23 protein-coding genes are annotated in these 25353 nt (G+C 72.8%); 12 read left to right on the plus strand and 11 right to left on the minus strand.

From position 1 onward, the window contains the following. Positions 1-40: 40 nt before the first annotated feature. Entirely contained in the window at positions 41-910 is an 870-nt protein-coding gene (locus tag OG943_RS01130; protein ID WP_328607774.1) for a phosphoribosyltransferase, read from the minus strand. A gap of 103 nt (positions 911-1013) precedes the next feature. On the opposite strand from OG943_RS01130, the gene OG943_RS01135 reads away from it, so the two are divergent. Continuing rightward, the gene (locus OG943_RS01135) at positions 1014-1739 is read left to right on the plus strand and encodes a ferritin-like domain-containing protein (RefSeq protein WP_442874677.1); all 726 of its coding nucleotides are present in this window, start codon (positions 1014-1016) and stop codon (positions 1737-1739) included. A gap of 9 nt (positions 1740-1748) precedes the next feature. Here the strand turns inward: OG943_RS01135 and OG943_RS01140 are convergent, their stop codons facing one another. Further along, on the minus strand, positions 1749-2363 hold the full coding sequence (locus OG943_RS01140) for a TetR/AcrR family transcriptional regulator (protein ID WP_328607775.1): 615 nt from the start codon (positions 2361-2363) through the stop codon (positions 1749-1751). A gap of 71 nt (positions 2364-2434) precedes the next feature. Between OG943_RS01140 and OG943_RS01145 the strand changes: the two genes are divergently transcribed. Both OG943_RS01145 and OG943_RS01150 read left to right on the plus strand, forming a co-directional pair. Next, entirely contained in the window at positions 2435-2719 is a 285-nt protein-coding gene (locus tag OG943_RS01145; protein WP_328607776.1) for a hypothetical protein, read from the plus strand. Further along, the gene (locus OG943_RS01150; RefSeq protein WP_328607777.1) at positions 2716-2856 is read left to right on the plus strand and encodes a hypothetical protein; all 141 of its coding nucleotides are present in this window, start codon (positions 2716-2718) and stop codon (positions 2854-2856) included. Before OG943_RS01145 ends, OG943_RS01150 begins: the two co-directional genes overlap by 4 nt. Before the next feature lie 46 nt (positions 2857-2902). Here OG943_RS01150 and OG943_RS01155 read toward each other — a convergent pair whose 3' ends face one another. Next, entirely contained in the window at positions 2903-4915 is a 2013-nt protein-coding gene (locus OG943_RS01155; RefSeq protein ID WP_328607778.1) for a prolyl oligopeptidase family serine peptidase, read from the minus strand. Positions 4916-5072: 157 nt separating this feature from the next. Here OG943_RS01155 and OG943_RS01160 point away from each other — a divergent pair, with 157 nt between their 5' ends. Continuing rightward, positions 5073-6119, plus strand: a complete 1047-nt coding sequence (locus OG943_RS01160; protein ID WP_328607779.1) for a neutral zinc metallopeptidase — start codon at positions 5073-5075, stop codon at positions 6117-6119. Here OG943_RS01160 and OG943_RS01165 read toward each other — a convergent pair. After that, entirely contained in the window at positions 6107-6691 is a 585-nt protein-coding gene (locus tag OG943_RS01165) for a TIGR03086 family metal-binding protein (RefSeq protein ID WP_328607780.1), read from the minus strand. The two genes, OG943_RS01160 and OG943_RS01165, sit on opposite strands and share 13 nt — an antisense overlap. Before the next feature lie 82 nt (positions 6692-6773). On the opposite strand from OG943_RS01165, the gene pdxR reads away from it, so the two are divergent. The 3 genes from pdxR (at position 6774) to OG943_RS01180 (ending at position 9170) form a co-directional block, all read left to right on the plus strand. Beyond that, a complete protein-coding gene (gene pdxR / locus OG943_RS01170; RefSeq protein WP_328607781.1) occupies positions 6774-8195 on the plus strand; it encodes a MocR-like pyridoxine biosynthesis transcription factor PdxR in 1422 nt (473 codons plus the stop codon). Then, complete coding sequence (locus OG943_RS01175; protein WP_328607782.1) at positions 8192-8638, plus strand: hypothetical protein; 447 nt, start codon at positions 8192-8194, stop codon at positions 8636-8638. Before pdxR ends, OG943_RS01175 begins: the two co-directional genes overlap by 4 nt. Positions 8639-8738: 100 nt before the next feature. Then, positions 8739-9170, plus strand: a complete 432-nt coding sequence (locus tag OG943_RS01180; protein ID WP_328607783.1) for a CBS domain-containing protein — start codon at positions 8739-8741, stop codon at positions 9168-9170. A gap of 3 nt (positions 9171-9173) precedes the next feature. On the opposite strand, the gene OG943_RS01185 is transcribed toward OG943_RS01180, so the two are convergent. Next, positions 9174-10733 carry a DUF4139 domain-containing protein gene (locus OG943_RS01185; protein WP_328607784.1) on the minus strand — a complete coding sequence of 520 codons (1560 nt, stop codon included), beginning with the start codon at positions 10731-10733 and terminating at the stop codon, positions 9174-9176. Between the two features lie 120 nt (positions 10734-10853). Here OG943_RS01185 and OG943_RS01190 point away from each other — a divergent pair, with 120 nt between their 5' ends. Beyond that, positions 10854-12617 carry a Xaa-Pro dipeptidyl-peptidase gene (locus OG943_RS01190; protein ID WP_442874772.1) on the plus strand — a complete coding sequence of 588 codons (1764 nt, stop codon included), beginning with the start codon at positions 10854-10856 and terminating at the stop codon, positions 12615-12617. Here OG943_RS01190 and OG943_RS01195 read toward each other — a convergent pair. The 3 genes from OG943_RS01195 to OG943_RS01205 all read right to left on the minus strand — a co-directional run bounded on the left by OG943_RS01195 (position 12614) and on the right by OG943_RS01205 (position 15306). After that, positions 12614-13414: an alpha/beta fold hydrolase gene (locus OG943_RS01195; RefSeq protein WP_328607786.1), complete on the minus strand. Its 801-nt coding sequence runs from the start codon at positions 13412-13414 to the stop codon at positions 12614-12616. The two genes, OG943_RS01190 and OG943_RS01195, sit on opposite strands and share 4 nt — an antisense overlap. Positions 13415-13537: 123 nt before the next feature. Then, positions 13538-14179, minus strand: coding sequence for a response regulator transcription factor (locus tag OG943_RS01200; protein ID WP_328611960.1), 642 nt, complete (start codon positions 14177-14179; stop codon positions 13538-13540). Next, entirely contained in the window at positions 14176-15306 is a 1131-nt protein-coding gene (locus tag OG943_RS01205) for a sensor histidine kinase (RefSeq protein ID WP_328607787.1), read from the minus strand. Before OG943_RS01205 ends, OG943_RS01200 begins: the two co-directional genes overlap by 4 nt. 605 nt (positions 15307-15911) lie before the next feature. Here OG943_RS01205 and OG943_RS01210 point away from each other — a divergent pair. After that, the gene (locus OG943_RS01210; RefSeq protein ID WP_328607788.1) at positions 15912-16955 is read left to right on the plus strand and encodes a DUF4192 domain-containing protein; all 1044 of its coding nucleotides are present in this window, start codon (positions 15912-15914) and stop codon (positions 16953-16955) included. Between the two features lie 4 nt (positions 16956-16959). Here OG943_RS01210 and galE read toward each other — a convergent pair whose 3' ends face one another. From galE to OG943_RS01225, 3 genes are all read right to left on the minus strand, one after another. Then, positions 16960-17940, minus strand: coding sequence for a UDP-glucose 4-epimerase GalE (gene galE, locus OG943_RS01215; protein ID WP_328607789.1), 981 nt, complete (start codon positions 17938-17940; stop codon positions 16960-16962). A gap of 273 nt (positions 17941-18213) precedes the next feature. Next, complete coding sequence (gene galK, locus OG943_RS01220; protein ID WP_328607790.1) at positions 18214-19398, minus strand: galactokinase; 1185 nt, start codon at positions 19396-19398, stop codon at positions 18214-18216. Further along, entirely contained in the window at positions 19395-20117 is a 723-nt protein-coding gene (locus OG943_RS01225; RefSeq protein WP_091617706.1) for a metal-dependent transcriptional regulator, read from the minus strand. The genes galK and OG943_RS01225 overlap by 4 nt, the downstream gene beginning before the upstream one ends. 110 nt (positions 20118-20227) lie before the next feature. Here OG943_RS01225 and OG943_RS01230 point away from each other — a divergent pair, with 110 nt between their 5' ends. The 3 genes from OG943_RS01230 to OG943_RS01240 all read left to right on the plus strand — a co-directional run bounded on the left by OG943_RS01230 (position 20228) and on the right by OG943_RS01240 (position 25323). Then, complete coding sequence (locus OG943_RS01230; protein ID WP_328607791.1) at positions 20228-21067, plus strand: sulfurtransferase; 840 nt, start codon at positions 20228-20230, stop codon at positions 21065-21067. Between the two features lie 306 nt (positions 21068-21373). Beyond that, positions 21374-22546, plus strand: coding sequence for an acetoin utilization protein AcuC (locus OG943_RS01235; RefSeq protein ID WP_328607792.1), 1173 nt, complete (start codon positions 21374-21376; stop codon positions 22544-22546). 2 nt (positions 22547-22548) lie between these two features. Then, on the plus strand, positions 22549-25323 hold the full coding sequence (locus OG943_RS01240) for a bifunctional acetate--CoA ligase family protein/GNAT family N-acetyltransferase (RefSeq protein ID WP_328607793.1): 2775 nt from the start codon (positions 22549-22551) through the stop codon (positions 25321-25323). The last annotated feature ends 30 nt before the right edge of the window (positions 25324-25353 follow it).

Here is a 25353-nt window from a genome sequence, read left to right on the forward strand (position 1 = left end):
GCTCGTTCGCCGCGTGCCCCGGCTTGGGCCCCGGTCGCGTTCAACGATGGCGGCGGGACTCGCGTAACTTCCGGTCGGTGGTCGTGGTCGTGCTGAGGGTCCGGGTCGCCGCGATGCCGAGGACCGTCGCCGCGCCTGCCGCGCGGGCGGCGCGGGCGACGCCGGCCATCGTCGAACCGGTCTGGTAGAGGTCATCCACGATGAGGACGGTTTCGCCGGCCAGGTCCTCCTTGATCCGGTACCCGCCGAGCAGGCCGGTGCGTTCCGCCGTGGTCATCTGTTTCGCGGGCTTCCGTTTGGCGACGACCGCTTCGACGCCGACCAGGGGCCGGCCGAGCTGCTCGGCCACGTTGGCGCCGAGCAGGACGCTGGCCGACGGGCCGGGCTCGTGGCCGGGGACCAGGAGGACCTTGCTGGAGCTGAGGAACCACTCGTGCCGGAGGATCGCGTCGACGAGCGCTTCGCAGAGCTTCTTGCCGGCGTCGTCGACCTCCGGCTGCGGGAGGTCGCGATGTTCGTCGTAGCGCTTCACCCTGCGGACCCACTCGCCCGTCTCAGTGGGCTGCGGCCCGGTGCCGTCGGCGGCCTCCCGGTAGAAGTCCAGGGCGAGTGCGGCGTCGAGCGAAGCCCGGTGCTTGATTTCGATGACGTAGACGTCGGTGAGCAGTTCCAGCAGCTCGCTCAGGTTCGGGGGTGGCTCGAAGTCGAGCCGGACCCGCTGCGGCCACTGGCGATCGCCGGCCGCGGGCCGGACGATCCGGGCGCGGGGCAGGGCCCCGACGATGTGCCGGGTGGTCTCCTCGGAGCCGCGGAGGTTCAGGAACCAGGCGGTCGACGACTGTTCGAGCTCGTAGGCGTGGAGCCGGTTCGCGCGGTCGTCCGCCTGGTAATCCGTGGAAAAGTCCTTCATACGATGGTCCCCTCGCCCTCGGCACCGACCTTCCCACAGGACCTCACCGGATCTCCACACTTTCTCCGCCCCACGGCCGCATCGGCGGGCCACCATCGGTGCCGTGGACTGGCTGACGGAATTCACAGGGGAAGCGGAGCGGCGGCGGGTACGGCCGGAACCGGAGTGGGCACGGGGCGCGCGGCTTGATCCCGCGGTGGCGCGGAGCGTGCAGCGGTTCCAGGTCGGGGAGTCCGGGGACGGCGCCAACCTCCTCGCCAAGGCGGGCGGGCGGTATCGGCAGACGGTCGCGCTCTTCGTGGCCGAGGAGCAGAACCACGCGCGGCTGCTCGCCCGGCTGCTGGCCGCCGCGGGGAGCGCGACGATCGACGCGCACTGGTCCGACGCCGTGTTCGTCCGGCTCCGGCGCGCGCTCGGGCTGCGGCTGGAGCTGATGGTGCTGCTCATCGCCGAGGTTGTGGCGCTGCGGTACTACCGGGCGCTGCGCGACGGCACCAGTGACCCGCTCACCCGCGAGGTCGCGGCGCGCATCCTGGCCGACGAGGAGCGGCACGTGCCGTTCCATTGCGACCGGCTGCGCGGCGAGTTCGGCGGGGCGACCGGCAAGGCCGTCGCGTTCGGGTGGCGGGTGCTGCTCGCCGGTGCGCTCGTGGTCGTGCTGCTCGACCACGGGCGGGCGTTGCGCGAGCTGGGGGTCACGCGGATCGCGTTCGCCGCCGGGGTGCTGGTCCGGTTCGAGCGGGTGCTCGTGGAGGTCCACTATGGACGGTCGACGCCGGCTCGGGTGCGGCCGTTTCCACGCCGGGCCCGGCCGCGGGGGCTGGTCTGAAGAACCGCGTCAGCGCGGAAGCGACGCGAGGTGTGCGCGCAGCACGTCGCGGCATTCCTGGTCCGAAGTCACCTCGGGCTGCAGGGCGGCGCGGAAGCTCAGCCCGTCCAGCAGGGCCGCCAGCCGCTGGGCTTCGGGGGCGGCGGCTTCGGATGGCAGTAGCTCCTGACTGGCCATCGCGTCGGTGATGCGCCGGGCCAGGGCAAGCGTGCCCCGCATCGCCTCGCGGGCCAGGTCGGCGATCTCCTGGTCGACCCGCGCCGCGACGAGGAATTCCACCAGCACGGTGGCCTCGGCCCGCCGGGCCGCGTCGAGGGGGAGCAGCTCGGCCAGGAACTCCGTCAGCTGGTCCGCCGCCTCGTCGCGGGTCAGCTCCGACAGCGGGCGCAGTGACTCCCGGCGCCGCTCCAGCCGGGCCGTCACCCGGTCGATGGTCGAGCGCATGGCGAAGCGCATCAGGTCGCGCTGGCCGTCGAAATAGTGCCGCACCGAGCCGATGTTCAGCCCGGCCTCGGTCGCCACCGACCGCAGCGACACGGCCTGCAGCCCGTCGCGCGCGGCCAGGCGCAGCACGGCGTCCGCGATGTGCGCTCGCCGCTGCTCACTGTCGACCTGCTTGGGCACTGGACCTTTCTATCACACCTGTGATACGAATGTTTATGTCACAGGTGTGATAGAAAAATGAGGTGGGAGACATGGAGACGGTGCTCAACCTGCTGCTGATCCGGTTCGGCCTGATCGCCGGGGGTCTGGTGGTCCTCGGGCTGGTGGTCTTCGGCGTGGCGGTTTCGTTGCGGCGCAGGGGAAAGGGTGATCGTGTACGGGACGGGGTGGCGACGGCCGCCCGGTTCGCCGGACGGGTGCTGGACGAGCGGCACACCGGCGGTTCCCGAGCCCGGCGTGGGGGTGGGCTCGGGAACCGCTTCGCCCGCGAGGCCGTCCGGCGGATCGACGACAGCGTCACCCGGAGGGACCGGTGACCGCGGTCCTCGCCGACGGCGACGAGATCCTGCACCACCTGATGATGGACCTGCTGATCAAGGGACTGATCGTGCTGGCCGCGGTGGTCCTGCTGGTGCTGGGCGCGGTGGTGATCTGGCGCCGCGCCGGGCGGTGACGCGGGGGCGCCCCAGCGGCGCCCCCGCGTTCCGGGCGTTCCGGCGTCAGCCCGCCAGGCGGGACCAGAGGAACTCGAACACCAGCGCCCACTTGAACGCGAGCTGCTTGTTGTCCGCCGCGCCGCCGTGGCCGCCCTCGATGTTCTCGTAGTACTGGACGTCGTGGCCCTGTTCGGTCATGCGCGCCACCATCTTCCGGGCGTGGCCGGGGTGCACGCGGTCGTCGCGGGTGGACGTGGCGAACAGGGCCGGCGGGTACTTCCGTCCCTTGTGGACGTTCTGGTACGGCGAGTACTTCGCGATGTACTCCCATTCCGCCGGCACGTCCGGGTCGCCCCACTCGGCCATCCACGACGCGCCCGCCAGCAGCAGGTGGTAGCGCTTCATGTCGAGCAGCGGCACCTGGCTGACGATCGCGCCGAACAGCTCCGGGTACCGCGTGAGCATCACGCCCATGAGCAGGCCGCCGTTGCTGCCGCCCTGGATGCCCAGCTGCCCGGGCGTGGTGATCCCGCGGGCCGCCAGGTCGGCGGCCACGGCGGCGAAATCCTCGTACACCTTGTGCCGGTCGGCCTTGATCGCGCTCGAGTGCCATTCCGGCCCGTACTCGCCGCCGCCGCGGATGTTCGCGACGACGTACGTGCCGCCGCGCGCCAGCCAGCCGCGCCCGATCACGCCGCTGTACGAGGGCGTCAGCGAAACCTCGAAGCCGCCGTAGCCGGTCAGCAGGGTCGGGCCGCCTTCCGCGCCCGAAGGCCGCACCACGAAGTACGGGATCTTCGTGCCGTCCTCCGAAGTCGCGAAGTGTTGGCTGACCTCGATCCCTTCCGTGTCGAAGAATGCGGGCGCCTGCTTGAGTACCTCGACCTCTTCGCCGACAACGCCGCGGCTCAGCGTGGAGGGCTGCAGGTAGCTGGAGGAGTCGATGAGGTACTCGTCGTCGACGTCCGGCTCGGTGTCCACGATCTCGGCGCTGCCGAACTCCGGCGCCCCGCCCAGCGGCGCCTCCGCCCAGCCGTCCGGGCCCGGGGTGAGCGCGCGCAGCTCGGACTTGACGTCGCGCAGCGTCGCGAGCAGCAGGTGGTGGCGCGTCCAGGCCCAGTAGTCCAGCGATGTGTGCGCGTCCGGCGTGAACAGCGCGGTGAAGTCGCGGGAGCCGGCCATGAAGGCGTCGTAGCCGATCACCAGCAGGGAGCCGCCCGGGTATTCGACGCCGCCGGCGGTCCACGGCGTGCGCGGGTGCACCAGCAGCCATTCACGGTGCGCCGAGGCCCGCGCGTCATCCGGCACGTCGACCTTCACCAGCCCGGAAGCCGTCCGCTGGAACAGCTCTGTGCGGTAGAACTCGATGGTGCGGGAGACGAAGTCGCGCTCGAAGCCCTCGGTCGGGTCGTGGTAGGCGGTCACGGAGACGTCGTCCGGCTTGCCTTCGTACACCAGCGTGGCCTGCTCGACCGGCGTGCCGCGGCGCCACTCCTTCGCCAGCCGCGGGTACCCGGAGCTCGTCAGCGAGCCCGGGCCGAAGTCGGTGCCGAGGTACAGCCGGTCAGCGTCGATCCAGCCGACGCGGTTCTTCGCTTCGGGAAGGAAGAACCCGCCTTCGACGAAGGCGTGCGCGTCGAGGTCGAACTCGCGGACCACGGTCGCGTCCGCGCCACCGCGCGACAGCTGCACCAGGCCCAGCCGATGGTCCGGGCGCAGCACCGCCGCGCCTTTCCACACCCAGTTCTCGCCCTCGGCTTCGGCCAGCGCGTCGAGGTCGAGCAGCACCTCCCACTCGGGCTCGGCCTGGCGGTAGCCGCTCAGCGTGGTGCGGCGCCAGAGGCCCCGCTGGTGCCCGGCGTCCTGCCAGAAGTTGTAGAGGTGCGCGCCGCGGCGCACGACGTAGGGGATGCGGCCGTCGGCGTCGAGCACCTCCCGGATCCCGTCCCGCAGCGCGGCGAAGCGCTCGCCGGAGGTCAACGCTTCCAGCGTCCCGGCGTTGCGGGTGCGGACCCAGTCCAATGCCTCGTCGCCGGTCACTTCTTCCAGCCACAGGTACGGATCTTCGACATTCATGGGTCCGGTCTCCTCACTCATGGGCCCAGTCTCGTCCATAGGCACAGTCTCGTCGTACCGCCCGGTTCCCGGCCACCGGATCGGCGTTCCCGTTTCGTGATCCCGGCGCCGGGGCCCGACCGTATGCTGGAGCGCGGGTCGGACAGGGGGAGCGAAAGTGACCGAACGGGCTGACGGCGACGGACCGCCGGAGCAGGCCGGGCCACCACTACCGCCGCCGGTGGTGGCCCGGCCGCCCGGCTTCGTCGCGCCGCCGGGGCCGTACTGGCCGCCGCCCGTCTGGGCCGCACCTCCACCTCCACCTCCACCTCCACCCCCGCCCCCGGTCCGGCCGCGTCGCCGCAGGCTGGCCGGCGGCATGATCGCGCTGGCCATCGTCGTGGCCACGCTCGCGCTGATGGCCGTGGTCCCGCACCAGCTGTCCGGGAACGCCCTCGCCGTGCCCGGCACCGCGCAGCGGTCCGAGGCGGGCCGCCCGCTCGGCACCGGCGCGGGGACGGACCCGCGCGCGGTCGCCCAGCTGGAGACGAACCCCCTGCTCGCGAAGGGCGTCACGCTCACCCGCGTCTCGTGCGACCTGCCTGCGCTCGGCCGCGGCGACGCTCAGCTCCAGGCGTTCTACAGCGCGCTCGTCGGCTGCCTCGACCAGGCGTGGCGCCCGGCGCTGGACCAGGTCGACGAGCCGACGTTGCCGGCCACCGTGTCGGTCACGCTGCCGAAGGTCAGCGCGTGCGGCGCCGCACCGTCCAAGGAGGAGGCCGTCGCCTATTACTGCGGCGGCGACACCACGATCTACGCGCCCACTGACTGGATGCTGTCGGACGCCGGGCTGAACCGCTCGCGCCACCTCGCGACCATCGCCCACGAGTACGGCCACCACGTGCAGCGGGAGAGCGGCATCCTGGCCGCGGCGGCCGACAAGATGTCCACACCGGACCAGAGCAGCCCGGGCGACCAGGCGGTAGTGCGCCGGATCGAGCTGCAGGCCAACTGCTTCGGCGCGCTGTTCATCGCGAGCGCGATCGGCCAGGGCTCGGTCGGCCAGGCCGTCGGCAACGCCGCGGTCGCCGACTACGGCCGGGCCGACGACAGCGAGGACCACGGCAGCCGCGCGCACCAGCTGTCCTGGGCGAAGGCCGGGTTCTCCGGTGGGACCACGGCCGCCTGCAACACCTGGGCCGCGCCGGCGGATCAGGTCAGCTGAGGAGCCCAGCCGGGGTCGCGGCCGAGCAGCCCGAGGAACCGGTCCAGCTCGCTCGCGTCGCCGGGCACGGCGACCAGCGGCGCGAAGGTGCCGTTCTTCTTCCGTTCCTCGGGGTCGGCCGGGATCACGGCGGCGAACTGCAACGCCGTGGTCACGGCTTCCGGCACCGGCTCGTATGGCACGTCCAGCGTCTTGGCCAGGTCCCAGCCGTGGGCGACGGTGTCGACGAGGTGCATCGCGGCGGCCACCTCGCCGGGGAAGGTGCCGAAGGTGTTGATCCGCAGCTGCCGCGCGAGCACCCCGTCCTCGGCGAACGCCTGCAGGAAGTCCTCGGCCGAGGCCGCGTACGAGGTGTAGGCGTCGGCGCCGAGCTCACCGGACTCCCAGTCGGCCGCGGAGCCGTGACGGGCGGCTTCGGCGAAGGCGTGGTTCTCGCTGATCTGGTGACGTAGCAGGTCGGCGAGCGTCCAGCCGGCGCACGGGGTCGGCCGGTCCAGGTCCGCGGCGGTGGCACCGGCGGTGATCTTGTCGAGGATGAGCAGGGACTGTCGGTCGAGTTCGAACGGGGTCATACCTGAACGCTAACCGCCGGATCGGACCAGCAGGAGAGCCAAATCGATACGAACTGTGGTGGGCCAATCTAGAATCCGCACCGTGGAGCTGCATATCGACCTGACCGGCACGCGCGGCCACCGGGACGAGATCTACCGCCAGATCCGCGAAGCCATCCTCGACGGCCGGATCCGCGACGGCGACGCGCTGCCGCCGACCCGCGAGCTGGCCCAGCGGCTGGCCGTCTCGCGCACCACGGTCAGCGCGGCCTACGACCGGCTCACCGCCGAGGGCTTCCTCAGCGGACGCGTCGGCGCCGGCACGTTCGTCCGGTCCGGCGCCGCGCCGTGGCCCGCCGGGCCGGCCGCCGAACCCGCGGCGGGCGTGCGGCCGCGTCCGGAGTGGACGGACGTCCCGCCGCCACCGCGCTCGTTCGCGAACACGCCGGAGTTCGACTTCCGCCCGGGCGTCCCGGACGTGCGGCTCTTCCCGTTCGACACCTGGCGCCGCCTGACCGCGTCACTGCTCCGCGAGTCCCGCGCCGCGCTTATGACGTATGGCGACCCGCGGGGCGATCCCCGGCTGCGGGCCGGGATCGCGAGGCACGTCGGAGTCTCGCGGAACGTACGCGTCCGGTCCGATGACATCGTGGTCACCGCGGGGGCGCAGCAGACCGTCGACCTCGTCGCGCGGGTGCTGCTGGGGCCGGGTGACCTGGCGGCGGTGGAGGACCCCGGGTACCCGCCGCCGCGGCTGCTGTTCGGGACGCTCGGCGTGCGCGTGGCGGCCGTGCCGGTGGACGACGAGGGCATCGTCGTCGCGGAGATCCCGCCCGGGACCCGGCTGGTGTACGTGACGCCGTCACACCAGTACCCGCTGGGCGTGTCGATGTCGCTGGCGCGGCGCCACGAACTGCTCGACTGGGCCGAGCGCACCGGCGCGGTGATCGTGGAGGACGACTACGACACGGAGTTCCGCTACACCGGACGGCCGCTGGAACCGTTGCACAGCTTGGATTCCCATGGCCGGGTGGTGTACGTCGGCTCGTTCTCGAAGGTGCTCTCGCCGGCGTTGCGGATGGGGTTCCTCGCCGCTCCGCCGTCGCTCACCGGCGCCATCGTCAAGGCGAAGTACCTGGCCGACTGGTCCTCCCCGGCGATCGAGCAGGCCGTGCTCGCCGAGTTCCTCGCCGAAGGCGGCTTCACCCGCCACATCCGGCGGATGCGCAAGGTCTACCGCGAGCGGCACGACCTCCTCCTCGGCCTCCTGCGCCGCGACTTCGCCGACGTGCTGACGCCACGGCCGTCGGCGGCCGGGCTGCATCTCAGCGCGACCTCCGAGCGGGACCTGCGCGCGGTGGTGCCGCAGGCCAGAGCGGCGGGGATCAGCCTGCTTTCGCTGGACGACTTCGCCGTCACCTCACAGCGGCACGGCCTGCTGTTCGGCTACGGTGCGATCGCGGCCGAGCGCATCGCGCCGGGGCTGGCCCGGCTGCGCCGGGTCCTGGACGAGGGAGACCGATGACCGACGACGTGATGGTGGCCATCGACGCGGGACTGCGCCGGCACCTCGGCGGCGACCGGGCCGGCGCTCGCGAAGCCTTCACGAAGCTGTGGGCCGAGATCGGCGCGGACGGCGACCCGTTGCACCGCTGCGCGCTCGCGCACCACATGGCCGACGTCTGCGCGGATCCGGCCGAGGAACTGGAGTGGGACCTGCGCGCGCTCGCGGCCGCCGACTCGCTCACCGACGAGCGGGTGCAGGAGCATCAGTCGAAGCTCGCGGTGCGGGGCTTCTACCCGTCGCTGCACCTGAACCTCGGTGAGGACTACCGCAAACTGGGTGACTTCGCCGCCGCGCGCCGTCACCTGGCGTCGGCGCGGGAGCGGCTCGACGCGCTCGGCGACGACGACTACGCCGCCGGAATCCGCGCCGCGCTGGACGGGCTGGCCGAACGGCTGGCCTGAGCGCTGCATACCACGGGTGAACGCGCTCTGCCGGACTTTCGCGCGCGGCACCCGGGCCCTAACCTGAGGTGGCCCAGCTCACTGCGGAGAAGGGATCGCCATGCGGATTGAAGACTTGCTGCGCGGAAAGGGCACGGCAGTCGCGACGGTCACCCCGGGGACCACAGTGACCGAGCTGCTCGCCGGCCTCGCCCGGCACAACGTCGGTGCCATGGTGGTGACCGCCCAGGACGGCGGCATCGCCGGGATCGTGTCCGAACGGGACGTGGTCCGGCGGCTCAACGACCACGGCCCGGCGATCCTCGACGGGCCGGTCGCGGACATCATGACCAAGCTCGTCGCCAGCTGCACCCCGGAAGACTCCGTCGACCAGCTCAGCGTGCTGATGACCGAGCGGCGGATCCGGCACGTGCCGGTGCTCGTCGAGGGCAAGCTCGCCGGGATCGTGAGCATCGGCGACGTGGTGAAGAGCCGGATGGAACAGCTGGAGAAGAGCCAGGAACAGCTCGAGGCGTACATCGCCCAGGGCTGAGCCCTACTCGCGCCAGCCACTCAGCTCGACGCCCTTCGCGACGTCGACGCGGTAGGCGAGCGTCACCGTCCCGGTCGCGCCCGGCGCCAGGGTGAGCAGCCAGGTCAGCTCGCCCAGTTCGGTGCGCTCGGCGGGCTCCGGGGTGGTGCGCACGTCCCGGACCGTGATCGCGTCGTCGCGGGAGACGGGCGTCTGGTCGAGCACGGTGACCGAGGCCTCGCGCGGGCCATGGTTCGTCACGGTGGTGCGGTATTCCGCCTCGCGGCGGCGCTGCCCGGACAGCGTCGCCTTGCTCGCCGTGCGCTTCACCAGCTCACGCTCGACCCGGATGCGGTCGTCGACGCCCAGCGCCAGCTCCAGCTCCTCGCCGGGCGCCCACACGTCCAGCCGGGTGGTGCCGACGAACTCGGCCTCGTGGAACACCGACGCGCGGCCCGGGCGCAGGGTGTGCTCGGAGGTGTTGACGACGGTGGCGCGCAGGTATGCCTCCGCGGCCTGGATCGGCGCGGTGACATAGCCGAGCTTCGCTTCGAGGTCCAGCTGCGCCAGCGTGGTGCGGTGGCCCTGCGCGCCGGACGGGATCGCGACGGGCCGGCTCGGCCGGTACGTGACCGCGGTGGCGCCCTGCTCGACGGCGGCGACCTTCGGCGCCATCCGGCTGAGCGAGAAGGAGGCGCGGTCGCGCACCATCGCGGTGCCGGGCGCGGCCGCGGCGTACGCCATCGGCTGGGCCGGGGGAGGGGGCTGAACCCGGTCGAGGAACCAGGGCTGCAGTTCCGGCACCACCACGGTGTGCGCGGGGCGGGCCGTGGACAGCGCCAGCTCGCACTCCGGCCAGTCCTCGCCGGTGTGCTGGCTGACCAGGCCGTGGGAGGTCACGGTCACCTGCGCGCCGCGCACCCGCACGTCGTAGCCCGGTTCCCAGCTCGCCCCGGGTACCACATAGGACAGTTCCAGCTCGACCTCACCGGTATCCTTTCCCTCCAACGTTTCCAGCTCGACGGTGACCGTGGAACTGTCCTGTTCGGACTGCGCGCTGTGCGCCTCGATCCGCCGGTCCAGCGCGGCCAGGCCCTCGCGCAGCTGGTCCAGCCGGACGGTGAGCGCGCGGCGGCCCTTGAGCGCGGCGGCCAGCTGGGTGCCGAGCGCGTCGCTGACCTCCGCGACGCGGCCGGGTTCCGCGTCGCCCGAGGCGAGCGCCTTCGCGAAGCTGGTTCCGCTGCGTCGCGCGACGCCCGTCAGCATCTCCACCTTCGCGGCTTCGGCCGCTTCGTCGTCCGCGACGGCGTCGAGCGTCGCCTGATCTTCGCGCCGTTGCGCGACGAGCGCGCGCAGCGCCGCGTCCGCTGGCTCCGCGTGCTGCTCGAACGAGACGTCGACCCCCGTGACCAGTGCGGCCCCCGTGCCGGTGACGCGCACGGACTCCGCGTCGAGCGCCAGCGGTAGCCCGGCGACGCGCAGCCGTGCCCCGTCGGCCAGGTTCGCGCGGCCACGGCGGGTGATCCGCGCCTGCTGCGGGTAGACGGTGACGGCGACGATCGGGGCTTCGACGGTGGTAGCCATACCGGCGACGTTAGTCGGTAGACGTGGCGCGCGGTTGCCGGAAGTGTGAGGTGTGCTCGCCCGCTTCGTCCTGCTTGGGGGTTACTGGTGAAGGCTTCTCGGGTCGCCCTTGTGCTCGGCGTGGTGCTGGCGCTGCCGTTCGGATCGGCGGTGGCGCAGGCGGACCCGCCGCCCGCGCCGGTGTTCACGGGTGGGCAGGCGCAGCCGGTGTTCGACCCGGCCGACGTGTTGCGCGAGGACGTCTGGGTGACCGCGCCGGTGGACAGCGACCACGACGGGCACGACGACCTCGTGCACGCCCAGGTGGTCCGGCCCCGCGCGACGGTGCAGGGCATGAAAGTCCCCGTCGTGTACCAGGCGAGCCCGTACTTCGCGGGCGGCAACGACGTCGCGAACCACAACGTGGACACCGAGCTGAACGTGCCGACGGAGGGGCCGCGGGTCCCCGCTCGGCGCGTCGGCCCGCAGACTCCCATCAACTGGAGCTACCAGGACTACTTCACCGCGCGCGGGTTCGCCGTGGTGTACGGGGAATCGCTCGGCACCGGCCTGTCCACCGGCTGCCCGACCACGGGTGACGTCAACGAGACGGCCGGCGCCCGCTCGGTGGTCGACTGGCTGAACGGCCGCGCGGCCGCGCGCGACGCCGCGGGAGCGCCCGTCACGGCGGGCTGGAGCACCGGCCGGACCGGCATGATGGGCGTGTCCTACAACGGAACCCTGCCCAACGCCGTCGCGAGCACCGGCGTCGAAGGCCTCGAGACGATCGTGCCGATCGCCGCCATCTCCAGCTGGTACGACTACTACCGCAACGACGGCGCGGTCGTCGCCGCCGGCGGCTACCAGGGCGAGGACGCCGACGTGCTCGCCGAGTACGTCTACACCCGCGCCGACCGGCAGGTCTGCCGCCCGGTGATCGACGGGCTGACCGCGGCCCAGGACCGGGTGACCGGCGACTACAGCCCGTTCTGGGACGTGCGGAACTACCGCAACGACGTGGGGAAGGTGCACGCGTCCGTGCTCGCCGTGCACGGCCTCAACGACTGGAACGTGAAGACCGACCAGGTCGCGACCTGGTACGAGGCGTTGAAGGCCCATGGCGTCGAGCACAAGATCTGGCTGCATCAGTTCGGGCACAACGACCCGCTGTCGCTGCGCCGCGACGTCTGGCTCCAGACCTTGAACAAGTGGATGTCGCACTACCTGTACGGCGTCGACAACGGGATCCAGAACGAGCCGAAGGCGACCATCCAGCGCGAGGACAAGTCGTGGACCGACGAGGCCGACTGGCCCGCGCCGGGCACCACCGGCGTCAAGGTCTACCCGTGGCCCGGCGGGAAGGCGAAGGGCACGCTGGACACGCACAACCCGGTGCCCGGCCGTGCCACCGTCGAAACCCTGTCCGACGACGCGGGCAAGACGATCGAGCAACTCGTCGACGCCGCGTCTTCCGGCAACCGCCTGCTGTACGCGACTCCGGCGGCGAAGCAGCCACTGCGCCTGTCGGGCACCGCGCGGGCGGACCTGGAGCTGTCCTTCGACCGGCCCGCCGCGAACGTCACCGTGGTCCTCGCCGACCGCGCGCCGGACGGGAAGTCGCACGTGATCAGCCGCGGCTGGACCGACCCGCAGAACCGCACCGGCCCGGCCGTCACCACGCCCGTCACGCCCGGCACGCCGTACCGGATCGGCGTCGACCTGATGCCGAAGGACTACGTGCTGGCCGCCGGCCACCGCCTGGAGTTCCTGCTGGCTTCGAGCGACCACGACTACACCCTGCGGCCGGCGCCGGGCGCCGGGCTGGCGCTGGACCTCACGCGGACGTCGGTCACGCTGCCGGTGACCGGCGGGCGTGCCGCGCTGTCGGCGGCGTTCGGCGCCTAGGCCTCGAGGAACTCGCGCACGACGGGGGCCATGACCTTCATCGAGACGTTGTGGTTCTGGCCCGCCAGGGTGCGGCGGTGCCCGTCGGGCAGGACGTCCGCGAGGTCCTGGGCGGCCTGGCGCAGCCCGGCGGCGCTCTTGCCGCCGTCCAGCACGAGCGTGGGCGCCTTGACGCCCGCGAACTCGCCGGCGAGCAGCGGCTCGCCGGCGAAGTGCCCGTCCAGCAGCGCGAGGTCGTAGGGGAGGGTGTGCGCGACGGCGGTCAGGCGCTTCCACACGCCCGGCATGAGCCGCATCATCGGGATGGCGAACGCGGGCGCGCCCATGCCCTTGGTCATGAAGTACTTCACGGCCTCGCCGCGTTTGCTTTGGCGCACCAGGCTTTCCAGGCGTGGCTTGAAGTCCGCGGGCGCGTGCCGGCCGGCCGGGTCGGTCATGAACGGCGGCTCGTACAGCGCGAGTTTCGTGAGCGGCACGCCGGCCTCGGCGGCCTTGAGCGCCAGGACGGCGCCGGAGGAGAGGCCCCAGGCGAAGGCCTCGCCGCCCGCCGCGTCGACGATCGCCCGCAGGTCCTCGATCTCGCGCTCCACGGTGTACGGCGCGGTGTCGCCGCTGTCGCCGCGGCCACGGCGGTCGTAGTTGTAGACGGTGAAGTGCTCGGCCAGCAGCCCGGTCAGCTGCAGCAGACCGGGGAACTCGCGGTAGCTGAACGCACCGGCGACGAGCACCAGCGCGGGGCCGGAGCCGGCGCGGTCGTAGGTGATGACCGTGCCGTCGGCGGAGATGACCTGGTTCACGGGGTTCCTCCAGTCGGGGCTTTCAGGGTGCTCGGACCATCCTGGCTACCGACGGTGTGAATTGTCAAGAACAAAAAAGTTGTCGGATGGGCCGGTGATCCCGCGGCAGGGGAGTGCCGCGGGTCAGTCCGCGATTCCGGCCCGGTACGCGAAGGCCACGGCCTGGGCGCGGTCGCGTAGCCCGGCCTTGGAGAAGAGGTGGTTCACGTGGGTCTTGACGGTCGCCTCGCTGACCACCAGCGTGCGCGCGATCTCGGTGTTCGACAGGCCCGCCGCGATGAGCCGGAGCACCTCGATCTCGCGCGTCGTAAGGCCTTCGACCTCCTGGGTGTGCACGGGGGCCCGCCGGGTGGCGGCGTCCACGAGCCGCCGCTGCAGCTCACCATCCACTGTGGACTGACCGGCGGCGGCGGAGCGCAGGGCGCGGGCGATCGCCTCGGCGTCGGCGTCCTTGGTGAGGAAGCCGCGGGCGCCGGCCTTGAGAGCGGCGAGCAGGGAGTCGTCGTCGGTGTAGGTGGTGAGCACGACGACCTCGGTCCCCGGGTGCCGCGTGCGCACCAGCTCCGTGGTCTCGACGCCGTCGCGGCGGGGCATGCGCAGGTCGACCAGCAGGACGTCCGGCTGGTGCTCGGCGACGAGCTCCAGCGCGCCGACGCCGTCCGCGGCCGCGCCGACCACCTCGACGCCCGGCAGCAGCCCGAGCAGCGTCACCAGGCCCTCCCGGACCACGGCCTGGTCGTCGGCGATCACCACGCGCAGGTTCACGCCGGCACCGTCAGGTGAATCCGCCATCCGTCCTCCCCCGGTCCGCTGACCAGTTTTCCCTCGAGCAGCGCGACCCGTTCGCCCATGCCCCGCAAACCGTATCCCGCCGCCGGCGCGTCCGGCGGGCGCCTGCCCTGCCGGTCGGCGACGGTCAGCTCCACCTGCTCCGGCGAGAAGGCCAGCGTGACGTCGACGTCGGCCTTCTGCGCGTGCTTGCGCGTGTTGGCCAGCGCCTCCTGCACCGCGCGGACCAGCGTGGTGCCGACCGCCGCGTCGAGATCCCGCGGCTCACCCTCGACGACGAGGTCCGCCCGCGCGCCGGTGTCCAGCCGGTAGCCGGCGAGCAGGTCGGCCACCGCGCGCTCGACGGGCACGGCGTCCTCGCGCAGCGCGGCAACGGCCTTGCGGGCCTCGGCCAGCCCGTCCGACGCCAGCTTCTGCGCGCGTTCGACCTGGGCGACGGCGTCGGGGCTGGCGCCGTCGCGGACCAGCATCAGCCGCGCGCCCTGCAGGTTCAGGGCGAGCCCGGCGAGGGAGTGGGCGAGCACGTCGTGCACCTCGCGGGCGATCCGCGCGCGCTCGGCCAGCGCGGCGGCGCGCGCGTGCTCCTCGGCCGCCGTCTGCGCGCGGGCGAGGGCGAGCTCGGTCTGCTCCAGCCGCGCGGCGCGGCCCCGCCGGTTGGCGGCGAGCAGGAGCATGACCACGGGGACGGCGAGGATCGAGGCGGCGCTCAGCCAGTCGAGCCGGTGTACCCAGGCCATCGCCACGATCGCGACCACACTGAGCACGGTGGCGGCGGTGGTGAGCACCTTGCCGTACGCCCGCATCAGGTAGAACGTCGTGCTGAACATCGCGACCGACGTCAAGCTGTTCGGCTGCAGCACCCACAGCGTCCCCGAGCTGACGATGACGACGACCATCGCGGCCGGCAACAGCCAGGCGGGCCGCGCCGGCGGCCTCAGCATCGGCACCGAGCAGACCAGCGCGACGCCGATCAGCGGCCACGACCACTTGCTCGCCCCGGGTATCGAGATGAACATCGGGAACGCGATCAGGCCCCAGCGCAGCCAGTCAAGCGGCCCGAGCGGCCGCCGCTCCTCGCCGGTGGTGATGCTGACGGTGTCCATGGCCCTCCCGGGTGCTTGTACGGAAATGTACTTGCAGCCGGTTGCCTGCGCGGGTTCCGTGCGTGGCTTCGCTGTGTGGCTTCTCTGTGTGGCTTCTCTGTAGGTCCGCTGCACCGGGGCTAGGCGACATCTCCGGGTTGTGTCGGTTCGCCTTGTCGGCCTGTCCGCCGCGTTCGCCACGCCCGCGACCTTGCCCGCCCTCGGTGCCACGCTCGCCGCCCAGGTCCAGGCCTCCGCCGCGCCGAACTTCCAGGCCCCGTCCAAGCGGGTTTGCCCGGCCCGGCTCGGTTTGCTCGCCCAGCCCAGCCAGCCCAGCCCAGCCAGCCCAGCCCAGCCAGCCCAGCCCAGCCAGCCCAGCCCAGCCAGCACATTCAGCTCAGCCAAGCCCAAATCCCATCCCGTCCGGCATCCGCTGCCGCTCGCCCCGCCCCAGACCCCAGCGCCGAGGGCCGAGGGCCGCGCACCCTAGCCCACCCCACCGACAAAAACCGGCCCCCGGCACCGCACCCCCTCCGAGTTGTCCACATCGGCCCGCGCCACCCCGGGTTTGTCCACAGATTCGCGACCGCCCCCACCAGCCCCGATTTCCGCCGCACAGTGGAGTCGTGACCACCTCGACCCCGCCGGGCTCGGCCCGGCCTGTTCTCACCGACCCTGCCCAGCTGATCGTGGCGCTCCCGTACCTGCTCGGGTTCACCCCCGCGGACTCACTCGTCCTGCTCGGGCACCGGCCGCCCGGTACCGGCATCGGCCTGATCGTGCGGGCGGACCTGCCACCCCAGGACCTGTTCGCGTACCAGGCCGAAGCGCTCGCCCCGCGCTTCCGGGCCGCCACTCATTTCGGCGTCACCGCCGTCATCGTCGGCGGCCGCGCCGGACCCGGTGGGCGGCCGCCGTTCGCGGAGTTCGTCGCCGAACTCCGGCGGGCGCTGAGCGAGCACGACCTGCCGCTGCTCCATCCACTGTGGACGGCCGCGATCGAGGAAGACGCGCCCTGGGCGTGTTACCGCGACCAAGACTGCCGCGGCATGCTCCCGGACCCCCGTGGCACGGTCATCGCCGCCGCCACGACCAGCGCGGGGTTGGTGTCGTTCCCGAGCCGCGAGCACGTGGCCGCGTTGCTGGAGCCGCGTTCGCCGGAGGCGATCGTCCGCCGGACGGCACTGCTCGGGCGCGCTGAGCAGCCACCCTGGGACACCGAGGACGTGGTCTCCGCGGCGGCCGCCGCGGTCCGCGCGGCCTTCGTGCGGAGACGAAGCGGCATCGACCAGCTCGACGACGAGCAGGCGGTGCGCCTCGCGTACGCCCTCACGATCAAGCCGGTCCGCGACGCCTGCCTCGCGACGGCCGCGCCGCCGGGCACCGGCGTGGCCCTGGAGGCGGAAGGCCTGTGGCTCTCGCTGGTCCAGGAACTGCCCGCGCCGCACCGTGCCGAGGCCGCCTGCCTGCTCGCCTACACGACCTTGCTCCGCGGCGAGGGCGCGCTAGCCGGGATGGCCCTGGACAACGCCCTCGAAGCGAGCCCCGGCCACCTGCTCGCCCAATTGCTGCACGCGGCGTGGAACCACGGCACCGACCCCGCGAGGCTCGCGGGCCTCGCGGCCGGGTCCGAAGTGGACCTCGGCCTCGAGCACACCGGGGACGGATGAACCGTCAGGACTGCCGGGCGCGGGTGAACTCCCAGGCGTCGGACACGATGCCCATGAGGTCGGTGCGCTCCGGCTTCCAGCCGAGCTCCTGGCCGGCTTTCGCGCTGGAGGCGACGAGCACCGACGGGTCGCCGGTGCGGCGCGGGGCCACGACGGCCGGGATCGGGTGGCCGGTCACCTTCCGGCAGGCCTCGACGACCTCGAGGACCGAGAACCCGGTGCCGCTGCCCAGGTTGTAGATGCGGTGCTCGCCCGCCGTGGCGTGGCGCAGGGCCAGCTGGTGGGCGTCGGCGAGGTCGACGACGTGGATGTAGTCGCGGACTGCCGTCTGGTCGGGCGTCGGGTAGTCGTCGCCGTAGATGGAGATGTGCTCGCGGTCGCCGGTGGCGACCTGAAGGACGAGGGGGATGAGATGGGTTTCGGTGGTGTGCCGCTCGCCGAAGGCGTTGTACGCGCCCGCGACGTTGAAGTAGCGCAGGCTGACGGCGGCCAGGCCGTGGGCGCGCGCGAAGCTGGTGATGGCGTGGTCGATCGCGAGCTTGGACGCGCCGTAGGTGTTGGTCGGCTGCGTCGGCGCGGTCTCCGGGATCGGCGACGACTCCGGCTCGCCGTACGTGGCGGCGGTGGAGGAGAACACCAGGCGCGGCGTGCCGTTGGCCTTCATGGCCTCGAGCAGGCGCAGCGAGGTGACGACGTTGCCCTCCCAGTACTTCGCCGGGTCCGTCATCGACTCGCCGACCAGCGACTTCGCGGCGAAGTGCAGGACGCCGTCGAAGCCCTCGCCGAGGATGTCGGCGGCCACCGTGGCGGCGTCGCCCTGGATGAAGCGGGCGTCGGGGTGCACGGCGTCGGCGTGGCCGGTGGACAGGTCGTCCACGACGGTGACCTGGTGACCGGCTTCGATGAGCCGCGCGGCGCACACACTGCCCACGTACCCGGCGCCGCCCGTGACGATCAGTTTCAGGGGGCTCTGCTGGTCGGTCACGTCGTGGCCTTTCTCCTGAGGGTGGTGACTGTGCGGCACAGTCTTCCCTTAAGGCGACGCGACGAGCCGCCCGGGGGTTGCCCCGGATGGCTCAGCGCGGTGATCGGCCTTCTCCGGGGCGGACGTCGCCGGGGATCGTCCCGGCGGTCTCCGGCTGGTAGCGCCGACTTCGCCCGGGGACGGCCGTCTGACGTTTCGCCTGGGCAACTGCCGAGCGACCTCGCGAGGGCAGACGACCGCCGGAAACGACTGTCGAGCGCCCCCGGCCAGGGGTCAGACCTCGTCGCGCCCGGCGCCTCGGGAAGGAACGGCCGTGAACGTCCGCGGGCGGCGGAGGCCGGCGCTTTCGAACGCGGTCTCCACGGCGGAGCGGACCGTTTCCAGGTCGGCCTCACGCACCAGCGCGATGGCCGAGCCGCCGAAGCCGCCGCCGGTCATCCGGGCGCCCAGCGCGCCCGCCGACCGGGCGGAGTCGACCGCGAGGTCGAGTTCGGTGGTGGAGATGCGGTAGTCGTCGCGCATGCTCACGTGCGAAGCGTCGAGGTACGGGCCGATCTCGGCCAGCTTGTCCTGGCGCAGCAACGCGACCACGTCGAGCACCCGCTGGTTCTCGGTGACCACGTGGCGCACCAGGGGGGCGAGCTCGTCCGGCAGCTGGGCCAGCGCGGCGGGCAGGCCCTCGAGCGTCACGTCGCGCAGTGCCTTGACGCCGAGCAGCTCGGCGGCTCGCTCGGTGCCGCGGCGGCGCTCGCCGTAGCCGCCCTCGGCGTGGGAGTGCTTGGTGCGGGTGTCCATGATCAGGATCCGCACGCCGGCCTCGGCCAGCGGGAACGGGACCTGCTCCATCTCGCCCGAGCGGACGTCGAGGAACAGCACGCACGACTCGGTGCAGCACAGCGAGGCCGTCTGGTCGAGGAGCCCGGTGGGGGCGCCGACGTAGTCGTTCTCGGAACGCTGCACCCAGAGGGCGATCTGCGCCCGGTCCGGCGCTCCGGGCGTGTCGCCGTCGACCTCTACGCCGGCGAGGCCCAGCAGGGCCAGCGTCACGGCGCACTCCAGCGCGTGCGAGGAGGACAGGCCCGCGCCCGATGGCACGTCACCGGCGATGACCAGGTCGGCGCCCGCGGCGTAACCATGGTCGCGCAGCACCCAGGCGACGCCCGCGGGATAGGCCGCCCAGCCCGCGACGGACCGGGGCTCCAGCGACGCGATCTCGAGCGGGCCGGACTGCTGGAGCTGTCCGTCGTCGCCGAGGGTGGCGACGTTCAGCACCCCGTCCTCGCGCGGCGTCCCGGCCGCGGCCAGGCGGTGGGGCAGGGCGAAGGGCAGCACGAACCCGTCGTTGTAGTCGGTGTGCTCGCCGATCAGGTTGACCCGGCCCGGCGCGGACCAGACCCCGGCCGGGGCCCGGCCGTGAATCCGGTGGAACGCCTCGGCCGCGTCGGTGGCGGGGCTCACCTGGCCTGCGCCAGCACCGCGTGCAAGGCCGACGTCGCGACCTGTGCGCTGCAGTCTGTGCCGGTGACCTCGATGGTCACGCTGCCGCCGTTCGCCTTGCCGATCCGGACGCGGCCGCCGGGCACGATGCCGACGGACTTCAGCTCGGTCATCAGCGACTCGTCGAGCTGGACGTGCTCGGCGATCCGCCTGATCTCGACGTCGCCGCCGCCGGTGCGGGCGAATTCGTCGAGCCGCACCAGGTCCGACTCGGGTGGCGGGGCGGGGTCGCCGTCGCCGAGCTTGTCGAGGCCGGGAATCGGATTGCCGTACGGCGACGTGGTCGGGTGGTCGAGCAGCTTGACCAGCTTGCGCTCCACCGCCTCGCTCATCACGTGCTCCCAGCGGCAGGCCTCGGTGTGGACGTGCTCCCACTCGAGGCCGATGACGTCGACGAGGAGGCGTTCGGCCAGGCGGTGCTTGCGCATCACCGCGATGGCCAGCTCACGGCCGTGGTCGGTCAGCTGCAGGTGCCGGTCGTCGGCGACGACCACCAGCCCGTCGCGCTCCATCCTGGCCACGGTCTGGCTCACGGTCGGCCCGCTCTGCTGCAACCGCTCCGCGATCCGGGCCCGCAGCGGGACGACACCCTCTTCTTCGAGCTCGTAAATCGTACGCAAGTACATCTCGGTCGTGTCGATGAGATCGTTCACGCTGTCCCCTTCGTCCGCGTAGCTCATCGTAGTCGTTGGCCCCGACAGCGACGGCACGCCTCGGGGTAACAAGCCCCGGGCGGGGAAAAGTCCGGGCCCGGTGTGCGAAGACAGTCCGGACCTGCAGGATGGGGGGCATGCGACCGCTGATCACCACCGCCGAGCTCGCCGCCCTGCCCGCGGGGGAGCGCCCGGCCGTGCTGGACGTCCGCTGGCGGCTCGGCGGCCCGCCCGGCGCCGAGTCCTATCGGGACGGACACGTGCCCGGCGCGGTGTTCGTCGACCTGGACACCGCGCTCGCCTCACCGCCCGGCGAGGGCGGACGGCACCCGCTGCCCGATCCGGCCGATCTGCAGCGTGAGCTGCGCAAAGCCGGGGTGAGCTCGGGCCGTCCGGTCGTGGTCTACGACGACGCCGACGGCTCGGTCGCGGCGCGGGCGTGGTGGCTGCTGCGCTGGGCCGGGCACCAGGACGTCGCTGTGCTCGACGGCGGTTACGCAGCGTGGCTCGCCGACGGCCGTGAGGTGACCGCCGACGCCCCGGTCCCTGAACCGGGTGACATCGAGGTAGTGCCGGGCGGCATGCCGGTGCTTTTCGCGGACGAGGCCGCGGCGCTGGCCCGGGAGGGCGTCTTGTTCGACGCTCGGGCGAGGGCGCGTTACGCGGGCGAGACCGAGCCGGTCGACCCGCGCGCCGGCCATATCCCCGGCGCGGTCAACGCGCCCTCGACGGAGCACGTCGGCGCAGACGGCCGCTGGCGCACCCCGGCGGACCTCGCCGAGCGGTTCGCCACCTTGGGCCTCCGCGACGACGCGCCGGTCGGCGCCTACTGCGGCTCCGGCGTCACGGCGTCCTCTGTGGTGCTGGCGTTGGAGGTCGCGGGCCATGCGGCTCCGGCGGCGCTGTACGCGGGCTCGTGGTCGCACTGGTCTCGCGATCCCGGGCGCCCGGCCGCCACGGGCAACGAACCGGGCTGACGCACACGGGGCGCCTCGCGCTCTGGACCGCCCGACGCCCGGCTCGCGCCGCGCCTGGAGAGTGCCGCCGCCTCGGGCGCGGGCGGATGAGTAAGGGGAAAACAAGAGTGGCGGCCGGTGACCCGGTCGGGTCTGCTGAGCCGGGAGCCGGGAGCCGGGAGCCGGGAGCCGGGAGCCGGGAGCCGGGAGCCGGGAGCCGGGAGCCGGGAGCCGGGAGCCGGGAGCCGGGAGCCGGGAGCCGGGAGCCGGGCGCCAGGCGTGCGTGAAGAACGGCTGGCCGGGCGTCCGGCCAGTACAGTGCGGGACATGGCCTCGCCTGCTGTCGTCTGGGATTCCGCGCTGCTGGGGTACGACCTCGGCGGTGAGCATCCGTTCAACCCCGTCCGGCTGGAGCTCACGGTGCGGCTCGCGACGGAGCTCGGGGTGCTGGACGGGGTGGAGCTGCTCGTGCCGTCCGCCGCGGGGGACGAGGAGCTGCTGCGGGTCCACGCGCCCGAGTACCTCGCCGCCGTGCGGGAGGCGCCGCTGGTCGGGTGGGACGTCGGGCACGGGCTGGGCACGACCGACAACCCCGTGTTCAGCGGGATGCACGACGCGTCCGCGCTGGTGGTCGGGTCGACGCTGCTCGCCGCGCGCAAGATCGCCGACGGCGAGGTCAAGCGGGCGGTGAACATCGCGGGCGGGCTGCACCACGCGATGCGCGACCACGCGTCCGGCTTCTGCGTCTACAACGACTGCTCGGTCGCCATTTCGTGGCTGCTCGACCACGGCTTCGACCGCATCGCCTACGTCGACACCGACGTGCACCACGGCGACGGCGTCCAGGCCGCCTTCTACGACGACCCGCGGGTGCTCACCGTTTCGCTGCACCAGCACCCGTTCACGCTCTGGCCCGGCACCGGCTACTCCGCCGAGACCGGCAAGGACAAGGCCGCCGGCACCGCCGTGAACGTGCCGCTGCCGCCGCACACACGGGACCCCGGGTGGCTGCGGGCGTTCAACGCCGTGGTGCCCTCGCTGCTCGCGGAGTTCGAGCCGCAGATCCTCGTCACGCAGTGCGGCGTCGACTCCCACGAGGAGGACCCGCTCGCCGACCTTTCGCTGTCCGTCGACGGGCACCGCACGATCTACGCCACCCTGCGCGACCTCGCCGAGACCTACGCCGGCGGGCGCTGGCTGGCCGTCGGCGGGGGCGGCTACCAGCTGATCCGCGTGGTCCCGCGCTCGTGGACGCACCTGATCGCGACGGTGCTCGACCGCGACGTCGCGCCGGAGACGCCGCTGCCGCCGGGCTGGGTCGACGCCGTCACGCGCGCCGCGCCGACCGCGGAGATCCCGCGCGCCATGACCGACGACCGGGACACGACGTTCAAGCCGTGGGGCGACGACGCCGACGAGCCCGTGGACATCGCGATCCGGGACACCCGCCGCGCCGTCTTCCCGCTGCACGGCCTGGACCCGGACGATCCGAGGGACTGACCATGCCCGAAGCCGACACCACACCGGGCGAGGGAAACACACCCGGCGACCACCCCGCAGCCGACAGCCACGCCGCGTCCGACAGCGACCGGAAAGGCCTCCGCGACCCGTTCGACTACCCGCGGGACTGGGAGGCCGACGTCGTCCTCTCCGACGGGGGGACGGTGCACCTGCGGCCGGTCGTGCCGAGTGACGCCGACGGGCTGGTCGCGTTGCACGGGCGGCTTTCCGAGCGCACGCGGTACTTCCGGTACTTCGGGGCGTACCCGCGGATCCCGCCGCGGGACCTGGTGCGGTTCTCCACCGTCGACCACCACGACCGGGTCGCGTTCGCGGCGCTGCTCGGGGACGACATCGTCGCCGTGGGGCGGTACGAACGGCTCGACCAGGGGCCGTCGGCCGAGGTCGCGTTCCTGGTGGACGACCAGCACCAGGGGCGCGGGCTCGGCTCGATCCTGCTGGAGCACCTGGCCGCGGCCGCGTCGGAAAGCGGGCTGCGCCGGTTCGTCGCCGAGGTGCTGAGCGAGAACGCCGCGATGGTTCGCGTGTTCCGCGACGCCGGCTACCAGGTGAGCCGCGCGATCGAGGAGGGCGTGCTGCACCTGGAGTTCGACATCGACCCGACGGAGGAGTCGCTGGCCGTCGCGCGGTCGCGGGAGCAGGCGGCGGAGGCGCGCAGCGTGCACAACCTGCTGCACCCGCGGTCCGTCGCGGTGATCGGCGCGTCCACGGACCACATGAAGGTCGGCCACGTCGCGTTCCGGAACCTGCTCTCCGCCGACTTCTCCGGCACCGTCTATCCGGTGAACCCCGAGCACCGCTCGGTCCGCGGCGTGCGCGCGTACGCCTCCGTGCTCGACATCCCGGACCCGGTCGACCTCGCGCTGGTCGCCGTGCCGGCGGAGGCCGTCGAGTCCGTGCTGGACGCCTGCCTGGCCAAGGGCGTGAAGACGCTGCTGATCGTTTCCGGCGGCTTCGCCGAGTCCGGGCCGCTGGGGCTGCACGCGGAGCTGCGGCTCGTCGGCGAGGCCCGTGCGCACGGCATGCGCGTGGTCGGGCCGAACGCGCTCGGTGTGCTCAACACCGCGACCGATGTCCGGCTGAACGCGACGCTCGCGCCCGTCCTGCCGAAACGCGGCCGCACGGGCTTCTTCTGCCAGTCCGGTGCGCTGGGCACGGCGATCCTGGCCGACGCCGGCTCGCGCGGGCTCGGACTGTCCACCTTCGTCTCGGCGGGCAACCGCGCCGACGTCTCGGGCAACGACCTGCTGCAGTACTGGGAGACCGACCCGGACACGGACCTCGTGCTGCTGTACCTCGAGTCGTTCGGCAACCCGCGCAAGTTCGCGCGGCTGGCGCGGCGGCTGGGGCGCAGCAAGCCCATCGTCGCGGTGAAGTCGGGGCGGCACGCGGTGCGGCCGCAGCTGGCGGCGACGTCGGCGGAGGTCGACGAGGCGAGTGTGCAGGCGCTGTTCGAACAGGCGGGTGTGGTGCGCGTCGAGTCGCTCGCGCAGCTCTTCGACACGGCGCTGGTGTTCGCGCACCAGCCGCTGCCGGCTGGGCCGCGGATCGGGATCGTCGGCAACTCCAGCGCCATCGGGTTGCTGGCCGCGGACACCGCGCGGTCACAGGGGTTGCGGCTGGCGTTCGACCCCGTCGACATCGGGCCGCAGGCCGGGCCGGAGGAGTTCGCCGCCGCCGTGCGCGAGGCGCTGGATTCGCCGGAAACTGACGCGCTGATCGCCGTGTTCGCCCCGCCCGTCGCGATCCCGGGCACGGCGTACGCGCGGGCGTTGCGCGAAGCGGTTGTGGAGCTGAAGCAGGACAAGCCGATCGTCTCGACGTTCCTCGCCGCGGAGGGGGTGCCGGACGAGCTGGCCGTGCTGTCGGACGACGGCGTGCCGACGCGCGGCTCGATCCCGTCGTACTCCAGCCCGGAGCGCGCGGTGGACGCGCTGGCCCGCGTCGTCCGGTACGCCGCGTGGCGGCAGCGGCCGCAGGGCGCGCTGGTGCGCCCGGGCGGGACGCACGTGGAGCAGGCGCAGGAGATGGTGCGGGAACTGCTGTCGGAAGAGGAGGGCCATTCGACGCTGCTCTCCGACGACGACGTGGTGCGCCTGCTCGGCTGTTACGGCGTGGACGTGGTCCCGTTCCGCGTGGTGTCCACTGTGGACGACGCGGTGGCCGCGGCCGCCGAGCTGGGCTACCCGGTGACGCTCAAGGCCGTCGACGAACGGCTGCGCGGCCGCCCGGACCTCGCCGGCGTGCGGCTTGACCTGACTTCGGAGGACTCCGTGCGCGTCGCGTACCGGGACCTGCGCGAGGTGTCCGGCGACGACGACGTGTACGTGCAGCGGATGGCGCCGAAGGGCATCTCGTGCGTGATCGGCCTGCAGGACGACCCGTCGTTCGGCACGCTCGTGTCGTTCGGGCTGTCCGGCCTGGTCAGCACGCTGCTGGGGGACCGGGCCTACCGCGCGGTCCCGCTGACCGACGTGGACGCGGCGACGCTCATCCGCGAGCCCCGCGCGTCGCCGCTGCTCACCGGTTACCGCGGCGACGAGCCCGCGGACCTCGCCGCGCTGCAGGACATGGTGCAACGCGTGGCCGCGCTGGCCGAGGACAACCCGGAGGTCCGCTCGCTGTCGCTGGACCCGATCCTGGCCTCGCCGGACGGCGCCTTCGTCGCGAACGCCCGGATGGTGCTGGGCCCGCCGCCCACCCGCCCGGACACCGGCCCGCGCCGCCTGCGGCACATCACGCCGACCGACTCATAAGCCACGGCGGTCCCTGAAGGCCACCTTGAG

Source organism: Amycolatopsis sp. NBC_00345 (genome assembly GCF_036116635.1).
Lineage (GTDB): Bacteria > Actinomycetota > Actinomycetes > Mycobacteriales > Pseudonocardiaceae > Amycolatopsis.

Coding starts and splice junctions, on each gene's coding strand:
- OG943_RS01130 (WP_328607774.1), bottom strand. CDS start 910: ATGAAGGACTTTTCCACGGATTACCAGGCGGACGACCGCGCGAACCGG.
- OG943_RS01145 (WP_328607776.1), top strand. CDS start 2,435: ATGGAGACGGTGCTCAACCTGCTGCTGATCCGGTTCGGCCTGATCGCC.
- OG943_RS01155 (WP_328607778.1), bottom strand. CDS start 4,915: ATGAATGTCGAAGATCCGTACCTGTGGCTGGAAGAAGTGACCGGCGAC.
- OG943_RS01165 (WP_328607780.1), bottom strand. CDS start 6,691: ATGACCCCGTTCGAACTCGACCGACAGTCCCTGCTCATCCTCGACAAG.
- OG943_RS01175 (WP_328607782.1), top strand. CDS start 8,192: ATGACCGACGACGTGATGGTGGCCATCGACGCGGGACTGCGCCGGCAC.
- OG943_RS01180 (WP_328607783.1), top strand. CDS start 8,739: ATGCGGATTGAAGACTTGCTGCGCGGAAAGGGCACGGCAGTCGCGACG.
- OG943_RS01185 (WP_328607784.1), bottom strand. CDS start 10,733: ATGGCTACCACCGTCGAAGCCCCGATCGTCGCCGTCACCGTCTACCCG.
- OG943_RS01205 (WP_328607787.1), bottom strand. CDS start 15,306: ATGGACACCGTCAGCATCACCACCGGCGAGGAGCGGCGGCCGCTCGGG.
- OG943_RS01225 (WP_091617706.1), bottom strand. CDS start 20,117: ATGAGCTACGCGGACGAAGGGGACAGCGTGAACGATCTCATCGACACG.
- OG943_RS01230 (WP_328607791.1), top strand. CDS start 20,228: ATGCGACCGCTGATCACCACCGCCGAGCTCGCCGCCCTGCCCGCGGGG.
- OG943_RS01235 (WP_328607792.1), top strand. CDS start 21,374: ATGGCCTCGCCTGCTGTCGTCTGGGATTCCGCGCTGCTGGGGTACGAC.
- OG943_RS01240 (WP_328607793.1), top strand. CDS start 22,549: ATGCCCGAAGCCGACACCACACCGGGCGAGGGAAACACACCCGGCGAC.